This window comes from Ignavibacteriales bacterium (genome assembly GCA_016700155.1).
In the GTDB taxonomy this organism is placed as follows: Bacteria; Bacteroidota; Ignavibacteria; order Ignavibacteriales; family Ignavibacteriaceae.
On record CP065001.1, the window covers coordinates 2294809 to 2313705 of the forward strand.

13 protein-coding genes and 1 riboswitch are annotated in these 18897 nt (G+C 36.8%); all 13 genes read right to left on the minus strand.

The genetic code is table 11. From position 1 onward, the window contains the following. Window positions 1–21: 21 nt before the first annotated feature. On the minus strand, window positions 22–2505 hold the full coding sequence (locus tag IPM56_09705; GenBank protein ID QQS38183.1) for a TonB-dependent receptor: 2484 nt from the start codon (window positions 2503–2505) through the stop codon (window positions 22–24). A gap of 50 nt (window positions 2506–2555) precedes the next feature. Further along, window positions 2556–2651, minus strand: a riboswitch (TPP riboswitch). A gap of 55 nt (window positions 2652–2706) precedes the next feature. Continuing rightward, on the minus strand, window positions 2707–5289 hold the full coding sequence (locus IPM56_09710) for a LysM peptidoglycan-binding domain-containing protein (GenBank protein QQS38184.1): 2583 nt from the start codon (window positions 5287–5289) through the stop codon (window positions 2707–2709). A 114-nt stretch (window positions 5290–5403) separates the two neighbouring features. After that, window positions 5404–6903, minus strand: coding sequence for an acyl-CoA carboxylase subunit beta (locus IPM56_09715; protein QQS38276.1), 1500 nt, complete (start codon window positions 6901–6903; stop codon window positions 5404–5406). Between the two features lie 101 nt (window positions 6904–7004). Continuing rightward, on the minus strand, window positions 7005–7805 hold the full coding sequence (locus tag IPM56_09720) for an ABC transporter ATP-binding protein (protein ID QQS34550.1): 801 nt from the start codon (window positions 7803–7805) through the stop codon (window positions 7005–7007). Next, window positions 7798–8562: an ABC transporter permease subunit gene (locus IPM56_09725; protein QQS34551.1), complete on the minus strand. Its 765-nt coding sequence runs from the start codon at window positions 8560–8562 to the stop codon at window positions 7798–7800. The genes IPM56_09720 and IPM56_09725 overlap by 8 nt, the downstream gene beginning before the upstream one ends. Window positions 8563–8647: 85 nt before the next feature. Next, a complete protein-coding gene (locus IPM56_09730) occupies window positions 8648–9298 on the minus strand; it encodes an MBL fold metallo-hydrolase (GenBank protein QQS34552.1) in 651 nt (216 codons plus the stop codon). Between the two features lie 2 nt (window positions 9299–9300). After that, complete coding sequence (gene aroC, locus IPM56_09735; GenBank protein ID QQS34553.1) at window positions 9301–10509, minus strand: chorismate synthase; 1209 nt, start codon at window positions 10507–10509, stop codon at window positions 9301–9303. Between the two features lie 82 nt (window positions 10510–10591). Then, the gene (locus tag IPM56_09740) at window positions 10592–12085 is read right to left on the minus strand and encodes a Do family serine endopeptidase (protein ID QQS34554.1); all 1494 of its coding nucleotides are present in this window, start codon (window positions 12083–12085) and stop codon (window positions 10592–10594) included. 72 nt (window positions 12086–12157) lie between these two features. After that, window positions 12158–12898, minus strand: a complete 741-nt coding sequence (gene recO / locus IPM56_09745) for a DNA repair protein RecO (protein ID QQS34555.1) — start codon at window positions 12896–12898, stop codon at window positions 12158–12160. After that, a complete protein-coding gene (mtnA, locus tag IPM56_09750; protein QQS34556.1) occupies window positions 12895–13902 on the minus strand; it encodes an S-methyl-5-thioribose-1-phosphate isomerase in 1008 nt (335 codons plus the stop codon). Before mtnA ends, recO begins: the two co-directional genes overlap by 4 nt. Beyond that, complete coding sequence (locus IPM56_09755; GenBank protein QQS34557.1) at window positions 13889–14806, minus strand: sugar kinase; 918 nt, start codon at window positions 14804–14806, stop codon at window positions 13889–13891. Before IPM56_09755 ends, mtnA begins: the two co-directional genes overlap by 14 nt. Before the next feature lie 71 nt (window positions 14807–14877). Then, complete coding sequence (locus IPM56_09760) at window positions 14878–15339, minus strand: NUDIX pyrophosphatase (GenBank protein QQS34558.1); 462 nt, start codon at window positions 15337–15339, stop codon at window positions 14878–14880. A gap of 12 nt (window positions 15340–15351) precedes the next feature. Next, window positions 15352–18651 (minus strand): hypothetical protein, encoded by a 3300-nt coding sequence (locus IPM56_09765; GenBank protein QQS34559.1) that lies wholly within the window; start codon window positions 18649–18651, stop codon window positions 15352–15354. Between the last annotated feature and the right edge of the window lie 246 nt (window positions 18652–18897).

The following is an 18897-nucleotide window of genomic DNA, read 5'->3' on the forward strand; positions in this document are numbered from 1 at the left end:
CTTGAAATATCCCTCTGAATTCTAAAGACTTATCTGTATACCGCCGATAAAGTTTCTCTCTGCAGCGGGAAAAAATTCCTTACCAATTGCATTTGATGAATACAATACATCCATAACATTATTTACCTGAAGAAATATTTTTGATGAACTGAGTGAGTTAAAAAATCTGAAGCTATGCGAAACAAAAACGTTTACTACAAAGTAAGAATCGTTTACATTGTCCTTATAGTCAACAAGATCAGGGTAGACCACAAGATATTCAGTCAGGTTTTCATCATAATTATCCGAATAAAAATCGCCGACGTATTTAGCGTCTATTCTTAAAAGGTAATCATCGTATTCCAGAAGCAATCCGAGGTTAGCAAGATAATCAGGAAAGCCGCTTATACGGTTATTATTTAAATCAATGAAATCAGTTGAACTAAAAAAATCTTTTCCGTCTTTTATCCTGTTCAGGCTATAGGTTGTATTACCAAACAGGGTGACATTTTTATTTGCTTTATAAAGCAGAGATACCTCAATCCCCCGGTGTTCTGATTGTTCAACGTTACCTGTAACTGGTTGACCGAACCTATCCAACTGTCCGTTCTTGATTATTTCATTTTCAAAAAGCATAAGAAAAATGTTAACGGACAAATTATATTTTGAAGTAGATATGCTTCCTCCGATTTCAAAATCGTTCATTGTTTCAGGTTTGACTAAAGGTGAGTTGTAATCAAATGAAATAATATTTCCGGCTGTATCTACAGTTGATTCGAACTGGGGCAGCGCGCCTCCGCTTGATTCAGCCGCATCATAATAATTTTTCAATCTTGGTTCACGGGTTACACGCGCAAAAGAAAAATATAACTGTCTTGTATCATCCACCCTGTAATTGATTCCGAACCGTGGATTGATAAATACGTCACTAATGGAAAATTTATTACCAACATATCTCTCATTTTCTATTCTGTATTTATGATATGCAACCTGAACTTCACCTAACAGATTTAATTTTTCGTTTATAACATAGTTCTCATTAATAAACCCGTTAATTATATCTTTGCCTCCGTTATAAAAATAATACCGATAATCCTTAGTCAATCCGGCTGGAAGGTTCTCTCCATAATTTATAGAACCCCAATGATCTGATTTATGCAGTCTTACTTCGCCTCCGAAAATTAGTTCACCATTTCTGTGTTTATAGTTTACGCGGGGAATAAATCCGTACTGCACATTTTCCACCTGTGCTCGGATAAGCGCATTTCCAGGATTACCGGCGGGATTAAATCCATATTGTCTTGTCAATCTGAAATATGTTGTATCCGCCCAGGATGCATCATAATCAAAGAAGCCCTGACCTATTACAAGAAACAAGGCTGTATTTAGAGTTATATCATTTGTGATATTAATTTCATTCAGCAATTCAAAGTGAGGCTGTGAAAAGTTTTCTATTTCATCCGGTCTTCTTACAAGTGAATATGTGTAGCTATTATTATCTGCTTCCCAGTAAGAATAATTAGCTCTCCGCAATTGTTTTTTATTGATTGCAAATTTTGGTAACCCGGTGTATGCCAAACCATCTTCAATGGGTCCTCCGTAAAAGTTTAATTGAGTAATCACATCATCATCAAATCTTGAAACGGAGAAATAATATGAACTGAATTTGACAAATGCTTTTTCACGGTATCCGGAACTTAGAATCCGCGAAAGTTTTCCCATAAAAGAATATTTCTGATTTATTAAACCGCTTGAGAATGATGCACTGTATTTCCTCGTATTGAAACTTCCTACAGACATACTTACGTCCGCAGTTGGATTTGCCGTGTAGGAGGATGTAAGTATGTTTATTGCACCGCCGATAGCTGGATATCCGAATAACCCTGAGCCTGAACCTCTTTGAACCTGTATCAAATCAGAGTTCGCGAGCAAATCAGGAAAATCCACCCAATAAACATTATGATCTTCCGGATCGTTCTGGGGAATTCCGTTTATCGCTACGGTGATTCTTCTCTGGTCAAAACCTCTGATTGATAGATAGTTGTATCCGATTCCGTTTCCGGATTCCGAATAAAATATAGATGAAGGTAACTTGCTAAGATATTCCGGAATATCCTGTACCTGGTAATTTTTTTTGATCTCCGATTTAGTAACCTTGTCATAAGCAAATGGAGATTCACCTTTTCGTCCGATACTTCCCCTAACCAATACACTCTGTGAAGACAATACTTTGGGCTGAAGCCTGATTTCAATTATCTCGTCAGTCAATAATGTAACAGGAATTATTGATATATTATATCCCAGATAACTGACAATGATTGAGTCTTCATCCAAACCTTTAACAGATAAAGCGAATGATCCATCAACATTAGTCGCAGTGCCGGTGTTCTTATCTGAAGCGAGTCTTATGTTTGCAAAATTAAGAGGCAGGCTGGTTTCATCGTCAAGCACTTTACCTTTGATGATAAAATTTTGCGGGAATAATTCAGAACAGAGAAATAGAAAAAGAATAACTAAAATTCGCATAACACCTCCAAATAAAAATAGCCGTTTACAGAAACGGCTAAAATTTTAATTATTCTTTCAGCCCGTTTCCCTACGCTGGTATTATCCAGATCAGGTTTAAGGGTATGTTCTCAGTCCGGCTCAGCAGGACACCCCTAACGGCTCAATCAATAAATAAAAAAACTAAGTTTTGTTACCTCTAAAATATTTCAAATTAACTTTTTATTCAACTTTTAATTTCTGACCGGCTTTTATTTTATTGCTGCTCAGGTTGTTGATATATTTTAATCTCGAAACACTCATACCATGCTGTGTAGCAATATCATAAAGAGTATCACCTTTTTTTACAGTATGAACGGATGATCCTTTTGAATTAGTATTGTTATTATTAACAACAGGAATGTCATTTACATTCGCGTCAGAATAAATTTTAAGAGTCTTCCCCGCAATAATTTTATTGTTATATAAACCATTCCAGTTCATAACATCTGCAGTTGATACTTTATATAACTCAGCAATTTTACCGAGTGAATCGCCCGGTTTTATTTTATAGTAATTAACATTCGCATTTGATTTTACAGTGTTGTCACCGTAAGAAGTGTTAACGGATGATGAACCATAAACCTTCAGTGTTTTGCCGGCAATGAGTTTATTACTTCTTAAGCCATTCCATTTTTTAAGCTGCGCAACTGAAACACCGAATTTTTCTGCGATTTCACTTACTGTATCTCCCCTTTTTATTTTATATCTGAAGAGAGAGTTTTTCGTGACTGTATTTTCACTTGAAGTGTAGCTGGATTTATCCGAATAAATTTTTAGCCTTTTACCGGCGAGTATCGTGTTGCCTGTTAAATCGTTCCATTCCCTGAGATCACTAATACCAACTCCATATCTCCTTGCTATCGAATGAAGATTTTCACCTCTTCTGATCGTGTGATATGAGAATGATGTGCTATTTTTTGTAACATTAGTTTTGGTGATTGATTTCTCGATAGGTGTCTGGTTATCTAAACTTGCATAGAAATCTTTTTGTTTTTCAGGAACATAGATTGTAAGGTTTTGTCCTATTGATATGGTCGATGTGTAAGGAATGTTATTCCAGTTTCTCAAATCACTAACTCGTGAGTTGAACAGGTCGGCAATTCCGAGAAGACTATCATTTTTCTTAACCCTGTAATTTACAGGAACCATACCGTCGGGTATTATAGGGGTAATATCTTCTTTCTTGTCTAACGATTCACTTTCGTTCTCATCCGATACAAACGCATAATCTTCCGTGGGTTCCTGGGTCTCAGTCGAATTATCTTTATTCAAGCTTTCATAAGGAGAAACATAATCGCCATTGTTATTATCACCTGCAGTTTCAGTATTTGTGTTGAATGCAAAATTATTCTCACTAATATTGCTGACAGGAATTTTTAGCTGAACACCTCTGTACAATCTCGATTTGGTCGAGATATTATTTGCATCGGCAAGATCATTTTTTGTAACACCGTACTTTGATGCAATCTTACTTAAAGTTTCTCCGCTTTTTACAGTATGAACAAGATAATTTCTTTTTGCTGTCTCCGGAATATTAACAACATTTGCCGCAAACAGTTCATAACTTGTTTTTGGTATTCGTAATGGATAGCCACCTTGGAATGAAGATGGTGTGCTCATTTGAGTCAATTCAGGATTCATATCAACTAATGTTTCAAGATTAATTCCTGCACAAGTTGAAAGAAATCCTAAATCGATAGCTCCATTAATGTTGTAAGTTTCAAAGTCATATGGTTTTTCGTAGGTGATTTCTGTAAACCCATATTTAACAGGATCCATCGCAATCATACAAACTGCAATATATTGAGGAACATAATTTCGGGTTTCTTTCGGCAAATATTTTCTTGCATCCCAGAAATCTCTTGAACCAGCTCTGCGTATAGCTCTTGTTACTCTACCTTCACCGGAATTATAAGCAGCAAGTGCAAGGTACCAATCGCCGAGTGAATTATATAAATCTCTTAAGTGTTGTGCTGCAGCGCGTGTCGATTTGTAAGGATCCCTTCTTTCATCAAAATAAAAATCTGTTTCAAGTCCATATAATCTTCCCGTGGATTTGATAAACTGCCAAAGACCTACAGCGCTTGCCCATGATCTTGCAACCGGATTTAATCCGCTTTCCACCATACTAAGATAAACAAGCTGTTGAGGAACCTGTTCCTCGGAGAAGATTTTTGTCATCATCGGAAAGTATTTGCCTGATCTGGCAAGCCACAGGTTCATATGCTTCCTGCCGCGTCCTGTGAAATATTCAACCCATTGTTCAACGTGTGCGTTCACTTCAAGTGGTACATCTGCAGGGATTATTATTGGTTTTTCAGTTTCCTCAGTTTTTTCCTTTATCTGAAGTTCAGGAAGCGTCTTTCCCATCCATTCTTCAAATGCGGCAAATGACACCTCCAATGGAAGCTCAGGTAATCCATCGACATATTTTTTGTAATCTTCAATTATTGATTGTTCAAGTTCAAGATATGCCTCATTAGCATCAATACCGGGATAATAGCTCAGATTATTTATTATCCGCATTGAAGCTTCATAATTATTTATAGCTTCAGCAGTGCTATTAAGTTCTTGTTTGGTAAGTGCGGTTATATAGTATTGGCGTGCCTGTTCCAACATTTCCGAGACAATTCCCCCTTTAGGAACCTCAGTTTTATTCTCTGTTGAACTTTCCTCCTTTACTATTTCTTTATTAGCTCCACATGATGTGAGCAATAAAGCAAATAAAGAAATAGCAACATACCGTAATAGTTGTTCTCTCATGCGAACTCCAGTTTATTTGCAGTTTAATATAAGTTTAGTCATAGGTATTATCAAGTAAAAAATCAAATCTTGTCTTTAATACTAAGTAATTTAATAAGTTAGAACCTTTTCAGCTTACAAAGGGATATTTCCGTGTTTCTTTTTCGGATTAGAATCCACTTTATTCTTTAACAACTGAAAAGCATTATAAAGTTTTATCCTTGTTTCAGAAGGTTGAATAACATCATCCAGATACCCGCGCTCAGCAGCTATGTAAGGATTTGCAAACTTGTCGATATATTCATTCAGTTTTTTTTCCAGTTCACTTTGATGATCTTCCGCCTTCGCAATTTCTTTTTTGAAAATTATTTCAACTGCGCCTTTAGGTCCCATAACTGCAATCTCTGCCGAAGGCCAGGCAAAGTTGAAATCACCGCGTATATGCTTTGAGTTCATTACATCATAGGCACCGCCATAAGCTTTTCGGGTGATTACAGTCACCTTTGGCACTGTAGCTTCACAAAATGCGTATAAGAGTTTAGATCCGTGCCGAATAATTCCATTCCATTCCTGTTCAGTACCGGGTAAAAATCCGGGAACATCAACAAGAACTAAAAGTGGGATACTGAAAGCATCACAAAATCTTACAAACCTTGCACCTTTTACCGATGCATTTATATCGAGTACTCCAGCTAAAACCTGCGGCTGATTAGCGACTATACCAATTGTTGATCCGCCAATCCTTGCAAAGCCTACTATAATATTTTCAGCATAACCTGAATGAACTTCAAAAAAATCCTCATCATCAACAAGCAGGTTAATTATTTGCTTCATGTCATATGGTTTATTTGGATTATCAGGAATCAAAGTATTAAGTCTTTCCTCTACTGCTAACGATGAAGGTTCAAAATGTTTTTCAACCGGTTTGTCCATAAAATTTAACGGAAGAAAACTCATCAATTTCCGGACATTTAGCAGAGTTTCAATTTCGTTATCGTAAACAAAATGTGCTACCCCGCTTTTGGATGCGTGAGTATCTGCACCTCCCAGGTCTTCGAAACTTACATCCTCGTGAGTTACAGTTTTAACAACATTTGGTCCCGTTACAAACATATAACTTGTGTTTCTTACCATAAAAATAAAATCAGTTATCGCAGGAGAATAAACAGCGCCGCCGGCACATGGTCCAAGTACCACGGAAATCTGCGGTACAACTCCTGATGCAAGCGTATTAAGCAGGAAAATATCAGCATATCCACCGAGACTGACTACACCTTCCTGAATACGTGCGCCACCTGAATCATTTAATCCAATCACGGGAATACCTGCTTTCATTGCCATATTCATGATCTTGACAATTTTTTCTGCATGGGCTTCGGATAGTGAGCCGCCGAATACTGTGAAGTCCTGACTGAATATTGCAATCGGACGATTGTCCATTTTCGCAAAACCTGTCACAACTCCATCACCAGGATATTTTTGTTTTTCCAACCCGAAATCTGTAGCACGATGTTTTACAAAAGCATCGACCTCTTCAAAACTGCCTTCATCTACAAGCAAATCTATACGCTCGCGGGCTGTAAGTTTTCCTTTGTCGTGCTGACTTTTTATTTTATCAACACCGCCGCCAAGCATCGCTTCATTTTTTTTATTCTGAAGTTCTTCGATTTTATTTTTCAATTCGGCAACCTTTCAGGGATAAATTTTTGTTGAAATTGTTTGGAGTCTCAATTGAATCATAAAGAGATTGTGGTGAAATCATCTGAATTTTGTTTTCTCAATTTTAATTCAACTCTGTTCAGCAAGTCAATGAACGATTTATCATTTAAGGGAGAGATATAAGCGGAATTCCCCAATTCGATTTCAATTTTATCAAATATTGTTCCCTTAAACTTGCTCATGAGAAAGACTGTTTTTGACAGAATTAAAGCTTCTATTGGATCGGAAGTGGTTAGAATAAATACTGTATGGTAATTCTTACAGATAATTTTCAGAAGTGAATAGATTTCTGTTTTAGTTTCGTATTTCATCGAATTAAAAGTATCATCCAGTAAAATAATCTTAGGATTAGTCGTTAATGCACGTGCTAAAGCGATTCTGAATCTGAATCCGAAACTTTTTTCATCAGGAAAGTGATTGTTATAACCTGCCAGTCCAACATCATTAATAATTTTGCTGATATGATTTTCATTAACTGATTTATTCTTTTCCAAAACAGGAAAACAAATATTGTCTTTAACATTTAACCATGGGAATGATAAAGAATTCTGTGAGATGTAAATAATGGAACCGTCAGCAGAGGTGTATTCCTTCCCGTCAAACTTTTTAATGCCTGAAGTTTGATTTTCCACACCTGAAATAATTTTTAGTAATGTAGTTTTACCCGAACATCGTGGTGCGATGATTGAATATATTGCTCCATCATTATCCTGTTTTTCGATATTCAATGGTATGTTTTCTAAAAGATGAATTAAAACACCTCTCTCGTCGGTAAGCGATTTGGAAATATTTTGAAGTTCTAAAAGATATTCACTCATTACTATCCCAGAAAATTAATTTGTTAAGTAAATATCTTGATAGTCCTGTCAGGATAAGAATCAGAGAAAGTGCAATTATGATTACTGCAGTTATGCCGGATAGATCATTAACTTCAAGTAACATTTTCAGAATCGCTCCGACACCATAACCACCCTTTATAAATTCAAATGTTAAGATGATTGTCCAAAGCAAAGAATGAGTTTCAATTGTCTGTTCTCTCAACTTTGGCAGAATGGATTTCCAGATTATATCATTTCGAATAACTTTTTTAGACAGTCCAAATGACAAAGATGAAACAAGTAATTCCTCATTTACACTTTTGATTGATTTTCCAATGGTTAGTACATGAGAAAAAAATATTATGAGCAGAGCAAATACAAACTCAATTAATTCTGAGCCTGGAAACCAGTAAACAAAAAAGATGGCTATAAAAATTAAAGGAATAAAAGCGGGTAAATTTCCAAGTGGAAAAATAATTTTGAATATCCGACTATCTTCATTCAACAAATTATTCCTGAAAATAAAGGTTAGAAAAAATCCAATCGCTATGGATAGATACACAACCCCGACCGTGGACAGCAGATGAATCAATAAATTGTATTCAATGAAAAGATGGATTGAAGTATCAATTACAGTAGTTGGAGCCGGCAAGATTTCATTCACTGGAAGAATAAATTCAAATAATAATATCCATACAAAAAGTAAAGTAATTAGTATTCTTATCCAGTATAAATTTCCAATGAGACCGGAATTCATCTCGGGTACTTTCAGAATTATTTTAATGACACAATGAAAAAACAGAAATTCAGTCTTCTGTGTAATTACCGGATTCTTCCTGACACTAAACTATTTCCCTTAAAAACGGGTTGTACTTTTTCTCTTCCTCAATGGTTGATTCAGGACCATGTCCGGGATAGATTATTGTTTCTGCGGGAAGTGACAGAAGCCTGGATTTAATAGAATTTAGTAATGCCGATAAATTTCCTCCCATTAAGTCTGTTCTGCCAATGCTTCCTTGAAAAAGAACATCGCCGGAAATACAGATTTTAGAAAGAGGAAAATAAAAACATACTTCTCCGGGTGTATGCCCTGGAGTAAACAAAACCTGAATATCATAACTGCCGATTTTTATTTTCGTTTCTTCATCAAGAAAATTATCAGGTTTTTTTATTGGCTGAATATTCAAACCAAACATAGAAGCCTGGTATTCAGCGTTTTCCAATAAAGGCAAATCAAGTTCCGGCGCATAATACACCGGCGAATATTCTTTTAAAATGAAATTACATCCGAGTATATGATCAATATGACAATGAGTGTTCAGAAGATATTCAATTTTTAAATTCTGATTTTTAATAAATCCCTTCAGCTCATTTTCTTCTTTCGAATTTGAACAACCCGGATCTATTACTGCTGCCAGCAGAGTTTCATCATCCCAGACAACAAAAGTGTTTTCAAAGAAAGGATTAAATACAAACTTTTTTATTTTGATCATTTTTATTTAAAGTTGGTCGAAATTCTTCTAAACAATTTCCGGTTATAATTTTTATAATTATCCTGCGTTTCTTCAAGTGAATCACCACCGAATTTAAGCAAGAAAAACTTTGCAATACTCCATGCAAGCATCGATTCAGCAACTACAGCGCAGGCGGGCACAGCTACAAAATCACTTCGTTCACGCCTTGCCTCAACCGTTTTCATAGATTTCAGGTCAACACTTTCGATCGGTGTCATAAGGGTCGAGATTGGTTTCATCGCTGCCCTTACAATTACAGGCAAACCCGTTGATATACCTCCTTCGATTCCGCCTGATCTGTTTGTCCTTCTTTCAAAACGCGTTCCCTTTTTTATTATTTCATCGTGTGATTCAGAACCAAACTTTTCAGCCGATTCAAAACCGGAACCAATTGAAATACCTTTAACTGCGTTTATAGATATGATTGAGTGTGCGATATCCGAATCAAGTTTGAGATCATAATGCATGAAACTGCCAAGTCCGGTCGGAACTCCTGTAGCAACGACATAAAAAGTTCCGCCAAGAGTATCTCCCATTTTTTTCGCAAGCTTAATCCTGTTAATGATTTTTGCCTGGTGTTCCTGGCTAAGTACTCTTACATCGCTTTTATCAGATAAAGCGGATAAATTTTTCGCACTGAATTTTTTCGGCAGATTATTATTCAGCAGTTCTTCAGCAAAATTATTTTCAGGGAAAACTCCGCCGATACTTTCAACAAAACTTCCTACTTCAATTCCGAATATCTCAAGAAATTTTCTAGCTACAGTTCCTGCAGCTACTCTTGCAGCCGTTTCCCTTGCACTTGATCTTTCAATTGAGTTACGAATATCATTAAAATTGTACTTGGAGATTCCGACAAGATCAGCGTGACCCGGACGAGGGACACTTACCTTTTCAAATGAGTTTTGTTTTTTAGTTGGGTCCATAATATTCTGCCAGTTGACCCAATCTTTATTTTGTATCATTAATGAAATGGGCGAACCAATTGTTTTCTGATGACGTATCCCTGAAATAATTTCTGCCTTGTCGGATTCGATTTTCATCCGCAAACCACGACCATACCCGCTCTGTCTGCGTTTGAGGTGATAATTCAGGTATTCATTTTCAATTTTAATGTTTGATGGAAAGCCTTCTACAATAGTTAATAAAGCTTTGCCATGTGATTCCCCGGCAGTTAAAAACCTTATCATCATTATTCCTGTTTGTTAAGGTAAATATAAAAAAAACGTCCCGAAAAATTCGGGACGCAAAAAATAAATTATATGGATTTTATCATCCCGGGATTTCGAGACCTACAAACCGGGTGTTGCCTTCGGCATCCTGTACTTTCAGCAGCATTGCCGATCCCTTTTTCTTGTTAACGAGTGATTTGAACTCATCGACTGAACTTATCGATTTTTTATCAACTTCAACAATTACAATATTCCTGACAAGACTTTGATCCTGTGCTTTACTGAAAGCTTTTACATCAGTAATCAGAATACCGCCGTCAACTTTGTAAGTGGATTTATCCTTGTCAGATAAATTTCTAACTGTCAACCCTATGTCCTCAAAACTTGCTGAAGTTGAATTAGTTTCAGATTTACTGCTCTCATCTTTATTACTTAGTACAGGCTGATTTTTTTCATCCTCTTCACGCGGCTTTAATGTTACACTTCTTTCTAATTCTTTTCCGTCCCTTAACAGAATCAGTTTAACTGTTGAGCCTGCTGTTTTAGATGCAATGTAACCCTGAAGTTCGTTTGGCTGATTGACTTCCCTGCCGTCAATCTTCAGAATAACATCACCGGCTTTAATATCAGTCTTTGATGCTGCGCCGCCTTCAACAATTCCGTTTACAATTACACCTCTCGGTTTATCAAGTCCTAATGATTTAGCAATAGCGTTATCGATCGTTCCGATCTGAACACCAATATACCCTCTGCTTACTTTACCATTGGCAATTAGATCTTTTGCTACTGACTTAACCAGGTTAACAGGAATTGCAAACCCATAACCTATGTATGTCCCAGTGCGTGAAGCAGCAATTGCAGAATTAACTCCGATAACAGCACCAGACAGATCAACCAATGCACCGCCGCTGTTTCCGGGATTGATAGCGGCATCTGTCTGAATAAAATTTTCTACTGCATAACCATTATCACGGGACATTAAACCGAGATTGCCTCTTCCTAATGCACTAACAATACCGGCAGTAACTGTTGAAGAAAGAGAAAGCGGATTTCCTATAGCCATTACCCATTGACCGACTTTGATGTCATCTGAATCGCCAAGGTAAGCCGTTGGTAAATCTTTTGCTTCTATTTTAATAACTGCGAGATCAGTCAGCGGGTCTGTTCCGATAACCTGGGCATCGTATGTTCGGTTATCATGCAAACCAACTGTGACTTTTGTTGCATTCTCTACAACGTGGTTGTTCGTGACAATATAACCATCCGCTGAAATGATAATTCCACTGCCGGAACCGCGTTGTTCTTGTGGAAGATCTCTGAATGGAAAGGGAAAAATATCCTGGTGAGGATCATCTTTAAGACTTGAGACAACGGAAATTTGAACAATGGTCGGTGTAACTTTCTCGGCAACTTCAATAAAAGCTTTACTGAATGATGTTGCGTCGGCATCCAGATTTACCGGCGGATTGTTCGCGCCCAGATTAATATCAGCATAACCCGGTCTCACCAATCCAAATCCGGAAACCAAAAGTGCTCCGAACAAAATTCCAACGATAATTAATGCAAATGCGCCGAAAATTCTCTTCGATTTCATACTTACTTTTACTCCTAATTTAATTTACTTACTTCTGTTTGTGCATTTGTATCAATCAGCGATACATACCTCTTAATTATAAATTTTTAGTGACTGAATTCCTTTAAAATCCTGATGATGATATCTTAAAAATTTTTCCATCAACCGGATTGCAGATTCACCCGTTTCCGGGTCAGATAAACTTACCTTTTTTTTATACTTTAGACAAATCAAATAACGAAAAAGTTCCTTTTTAACATAGAATGAATCGGGGTAATTTTCAGCACACTCACTACAAATAAGACCCTGATTAAAGTTGTAAACAACATCCGAAGTACCGGTAATATCCTTTGCGCAAATGCTGCAGGAATCCAACTGCAGTTCGTAACCTATTTCAGTTAAAAAGAACATAAAAAATCTGCTGAAAAGTATTAAGGGCAGTTCATCATATGAATCAAGCAATGAAAAGATTCTGGTTAATCCATTAAACATCCTGTTGTTCTGCTCATACTCGGGCACAAGTTTCTGTATTAATTCCAATATTGCAAGAGAATATTTCATTCCATCAAGACTATTCCGGATGTTGGGATAGTATGAAATAAGATCAACGCTTGAGAGGAACTGTAGTTCCCTTGTTTCCTTCTTGTAGAAAACAACGTTAATAAAATTTACCGGGTCAACTATATTACTTATTTTTGATTTCGGACTCCTCGCACCTTTCAAAATGAGCGAGAGCTTTCCAAAATCCTTTGTGTACAAAGAGACTATGACACTTGAATCACGGTAATTCATTTTACCAAGAACTATTGCTTCTGACTTTACGATCTGACTCATTGTATAAAATTGTAAGGGAAATTAAATACTCCCTCCTCGGTGATGATACCGGAAATAAGATGAGAAGGTGTGACATCAAATGCGGGCGAGTATACTTCAAATGATTCAGGCGCAATTTGAAGGGAACCTGAATAAAGTAATTCATTTTTATTTCTGAATTCGATTTTAATTTCTGATCCTGATGGAATGTTTCTGTCAATGGTAGTTGATGGTGCCGCAACATAAAAGGGGATGTTATGGAAATTACAAAGCACAGCAAGATTAAATGTTCCTATTTTATTCGCAGTATCACCATTCAATGCAATTCTATCAGCACCTACTACGGCAAAATCAATTAAACCTGTCTGCATTAAAGAACCGGAAGAAGAATCAGAAAGAATCTTAAACGGAATTCCATTTTTTGATAATTCAAATGAAGTGAGTCGTAAGCCCTGCAGTAAAGGTCGTGTTTCATCTGCAAATACTTGTTCAACAAGACCGTGTTCAAATCCATATTTAATTACATTGAATGCGGTTCCATCTCCGCCGGTCGCGAATTTCCCGGTGTTGCAGTGTGTTATTATTCCGGATTTTTTTTTGAAAACTGATAGCCCATTCTTTCCAATTCTGTCGCAGTACTCTTCGTCCTTTTTATGAAGTTCTATGGCACGAGCCAGCAAAAGCTCGTATGAATCTTTCATGGGCAAATCAGCTTCATAAATTTTTTTTATTTCTTCAAGGGCGTAAAATAAATTTACTGCGGTTGGTCTTGTACGAAACAACCTGTTATAAGCTTCGAGAAATTTTTCCCCGGAAGAATCTTTTTTTACGGAGAGAGCCAAAGCATAAGCAGCAGCTATACCAATTAATGGTGCGCCTCTTATTTCAAGCCGCTCAATTGCTTCAGCTATACGATTATAACTATCGGTTTCAATATATTCTTCAACCAGCGGAAGTTTGGTTTGATCAATAAAGACTAGTTTATCATTCTCAAATTTTAAGGAGAAGTAGTCACTCTTTTTCATCAAATCTTGATAAGTCTAAAAATTCTCTATACCTGTCTTTGACGCGGAGTAAAGAAAGTGATTCAAGTCCTTTAGTACTAAATTGCTCTACACAGAATGAAGCCATTGCACTGCCGTAAATAATAGCCCGCTTCATATTGGACGAGCTTAAATCACGTGTCTTATGAAGATAACCGGTAAATCCACCTGCAAAGGAATCTCCTGCGCCGGTCGGATCAAAAATCATTTCCATCGGATATGCCGGAGCAGAAAAAATTGTGTCCTCGGTAAACAACAACGCACCGTGTTCACCTTTTTTAATGATAAGGATTTCGGGACCCATTGCTCTTATTACCCTTGACGCCTTTATGAGATTCGGCTCATGCGCTAACAGTCTTGCTTCAGAATCATTAATGATCAGAACATTTACTCTTTTCAGAAGTTTGAGCAACTCATCTTTTTTTCCTTCGATCCAATAGTTCATCGTATCACAGACAACAAACTGCGGATCATCCATCTGGTCAAGCACTTTGATCTGTAATTCAGGATCAATGTTTCCCAGACAAATGTATTTTGACTTTCTGAATTTTTCAGGAATAATGGGATCAAATTTTTCAAAGACATTTAGCTCCGTGAGTAATGTATCACGCACATTAAGATCATAATGGTATTTACCTGACCACCGGAATGTTTTTCCATTCTCAATTACCTGAAGACCATCAAGATCAACATTGTGTTCTTCTAAAGTATTGAGATACTTTTTGGGGAAATCCCCGCCAACCACACCAACTAAATAAACCGGACCGCTGAAATAACTCGCAGCCAGAGAAATATAAACTGCTGATCCGCCTAAAGCATCTGTAACTTTATCAAAAGGGGTTTCAACTGAATCAAGACCAAGAGAACCAACAACTAAAAGTCCCAAATTTTACTCCTGTATTTAGATTTTAACTGCCGCAAAAATAAGTAAATCAGCTTTGAATACATAACATTTCATCACACTTTGATTTCAATAAACTTAAGTAAACTGTTAGGGCTAGAAAAATATTCTTTAATGATGTCAACTGATTTTCTTTGTCCAGACCAGGCAAGCAGTTTTTTTGCTCTTTCAGCCGTTACCCATTTGTAAGAGGAATGCTCTCTGGAAATTTTAATAACAGATTCCGGATCCACTTCAACTACAAACACCGGAAGAAATGAGATGTAATTTCCTTCAGGAAAATAAAATGAATTAATATTCGGTACGACCCAAATTTTCTTCTGAACAATTCCGGTCTCTTCTTTTATTTCACGTAAAGCCGTCTCATAAGCTTTTTCGTGCTTTTTCATTTTACCTGAAACCATTTGCCACAAACCGGGATAAATTTCAGTATCGGATCGTTTAAGTAAAAGAAATTCCATTTTATTCTTACGCCTCCTGATGACATGAGCTTCGATCATATTTGAAATAAGTTTCATAAAAATTCTCTCTTAAAAATATGCGCGCACTTCTGCACGTGCTGTATGAATAGCTTTACCGCCTCCCTGAATCCTGCCATCATAACTAACTGTCGATTGAAGATTTGCAGACAACCTGTAATCAAAATTTAGTCTCCAGAAATAATTTTTCCCTAACAGATTTCCGCCGGTCAATTCAAACGGCAGAAAGTTTTCATCCGTATTAGCAATCAGTTCATTTCTCTCAACCTCAACACGAAGTCTTCCGGAGCCGGCAAACGAAAGATTAAATCTTATTGATTGTGAATTAAGATCAATAATTGTTGGCTTTAACGGATAGCTGTCCTCGCTTTTTCCTACTTTAATTTTAAATCCAACTTCAATCATTTTGGCGGGACGGTAAGAAAAATCCGTGACAAAGTTGTTTGAATTTATCCGCCTTTTCCTGTTAGAATTTATCGGAGCGGAAACATTATCATTTGTGTTGATAATTTCCGTCTGATTACTCACTTCCTGGATCATTCTGAATTTTATCCTCAAACTCCTTTCCCGGTTATAAGCGCGTTCAACACCGCCGCTGAACTGGTTCAAACTTTTTCGCTGATTAAACCTGATACGGAATGAAAGGTCCTGGTCATTTTCGTAAATTAAAATATCCTGTTGAATATAGTTAGAACCTCTTATAGTATTCTGTTCATTTTGAAATGCTGAAAAATCAAGTAAGTATATTTTTTTGTAATCTTCTTCCCTGCTGTTTTCTTCTATCCGCCAGAATGTTTCTGTTGATAGAGCATTAAGTACACTACCTAAAATTCCTTTACCATCTGTTAATGCTGAAAAGTTTATTTTCCATCGCGTACTTGTTTTTAAATCTATAACCGGAAATAACTCTTCAGTAGGAACAGTAAGTTGAACATAATCACCATCAAATAATGTCGGCTCAAAATCACTTTCATCTGCAATGCCGTTGTTGTTAAGATCACCGAGATATTTATAATTGCCCTGCCCTTGTTCAACACGGATAAACACCTTTTCCAGTTTCGCACTTCTTTGCGTTGATACTTCATAATACAAATCGCCATTCATAAGTTGATCAAAAAATCTGAACCTGGATTGTGATCTGACAAGTATCGTTTCATTATCAAGAAGTCCATTCGCTTTAAATTCATCTGTGTATTTCTTTTTTCTCAGTGTCAGGCTTAATGTCGAATTAACTTCTTTTATAGATGAATATTCCATTTCATAATATTGTGCCCGTGACATTGATTCTTTTACCAACAGTCCTGCAAGTGGAAAGTAATCATCTCTCAATGAATATTTGCCTGAGATTCTGAATCCTTCCAGTTCAATTATTTCGAGGTAAGGATTAACTTCATAAAATTTAAGACTGCCTGAAATAAGAGAATCAATATTTTTTCTTTTATCAAGTTTATCTTCAGCTAAAAATTCAAGCCCCGGTTTAAGTTTCCAGTAAGTATAAAATGCATTCCCTTTTTGTCGTAACCATTTACTGGTGAGTGAAATATTTTTTGAATTTACATAATCGACGTTATACTCAATGTTGAATATACTTCTGTCAGTGAATCTGACGGTATTATTATACCTATCAGAAGCAAAATCACTTCCGGTTCTTAAAAGTCCAAGGGTGGAGTTGATGGTTAGCAATTCATTCGGCAACAGAGTAACACTGAATTCTCTTAGTTGTTCATTCTGACGACTTGATGTTAATCCTGAATTATAATTCCTGTTGAACTCTACATCGTTGAATCTGTCGGGAGAAGTGAACCTGTCCTGTATAAACCTGTCTTTGTAGGAAAACCCGATTCGACCGAGACTCAGTTTCCCGATTTCAACTTCGCGAGGATCGGCTTTAAGAAAAATATTTCTCGCGTGACCATAATTATCACCATCATCTCCGGATGAAAATAAATTCCTGTCCCAAAGACTTCCGGCGTACTCCAGACTTAGAGATACACCCTCCCAGGGCTTAATATCGAGAACGATATTTGCGAATTGTTTTGATTCAGGCATTGGTAGAAATATCACCGGCATATAATTTCCCTGCCCGATACCAATGAACCTGTAGTTGCCCAAACTTTCACGGATGTAATCGCCCTGCTGTTCACCTACATAACTGAACGATGCATTGTAAAGTGAAAGTGAATCACCGGGACTGTATTTGTAATAGGTATAATTCAAACCATTAATAAGTGTGTCAATTCTTTGGTAAAGACCTCTCACAACTCCCAAAGAATCAGGCGTTGCAAGCGACACACCGGATTTAACTGCCTTATTCCTGTCATCACCTGCGTTACCAAGAAATACTTTATCCGAATCTAATAAAATTATATCAAGTGGTGAATCTTTATCATCACCTTCACGCAGGTACTGAACTTTAATTCCGAGTTTGTTTTCAAAGAACTGGCTTTGAACTCCTGTTCCGAAAATATTTCGTGCATACTGCCTGTCGGTATATTCAAAGTCTACAGAAATTCTGCTGGCAGCGGTAATAAGTCTGGTTGGAGTAAAAGTTATTCTTGCAGTTGAATAGTCAATTGTAAAATCATTCGCTTCACCGCGCCGCATTTCAATTCCGTCTAGGAATACTTTTTCACTGCCGGCTATGATTATAATATCACGTTCATTATTAAGTCCCGTCAACCTGTAAGGTCCCTGAACTCCATCAGTTCCATTAAATGTATTTGAATTAAATTTCCCTTTTGAACTTGCGATTGAAACGTAAGCGTTATGACCTTCATAATTAAATTCACCCATTAGTCCTTGCAGCTTTCTGTCAATCAAACCAAACTCGCCGTATCTTTTTTGAAGCTGATAGTCTCCAAAAGTACCAACAGCGTTTTTATGCTTCAGTTGAATAAAAACTTTGTCAAGTTCTTCCAGGCGCTCCGTATTTCCTTCCGGTTGAATCGGAGTATTTTCGTCGGTGACTGCGGCAACTACTTCTATTTCATCAGAAAGTTTACCTGAGAGTTGAAGTCTTAAACCGCTGTTAAGTGAAAAATCTTTTGTGGTTCCGACTGTAAATCCGCGAACAAGTGTTCCGCTCTTTTCAATGTTTGAACCAAATATTGCATCTGATGAAAGGAATGACGATTCGGTAGTTGCCACTCGGATAGTATCGCCTGAAGTTTCATCGTCTCGAATTACAAGTATTCGCTTTTTATATTCCTTTTGCAGTGAAAGTCTTAATGTCTGGTATGTTACGATGATAGTATCGAATACAGAATATGCAAGTGTATCTGAAAGTGAAAAAGTTGAAGTAGAATATGAAATCGAATATGATGATCGGGGCAGCACTGCACCTCTAAGCAATATTGATTCCGAAAACGGAATTACAGTAATACTGTTAAGGTGATATTTATTTTCAAAGTTGATTGACAGGGTATCAGTAACATACTTTGTGGAGTATTCCGACTGAGCGAAAGTCACACAACAAGAAACTGAAAATAAAAAAATGATAAGGAAATGCTTTGGATACCGCTTCAATACATAATTCAGATTTGTTTATACGAAATCTAAATTTCATTCATTCGTTAAGCAAGTCTATATTGGTGATAG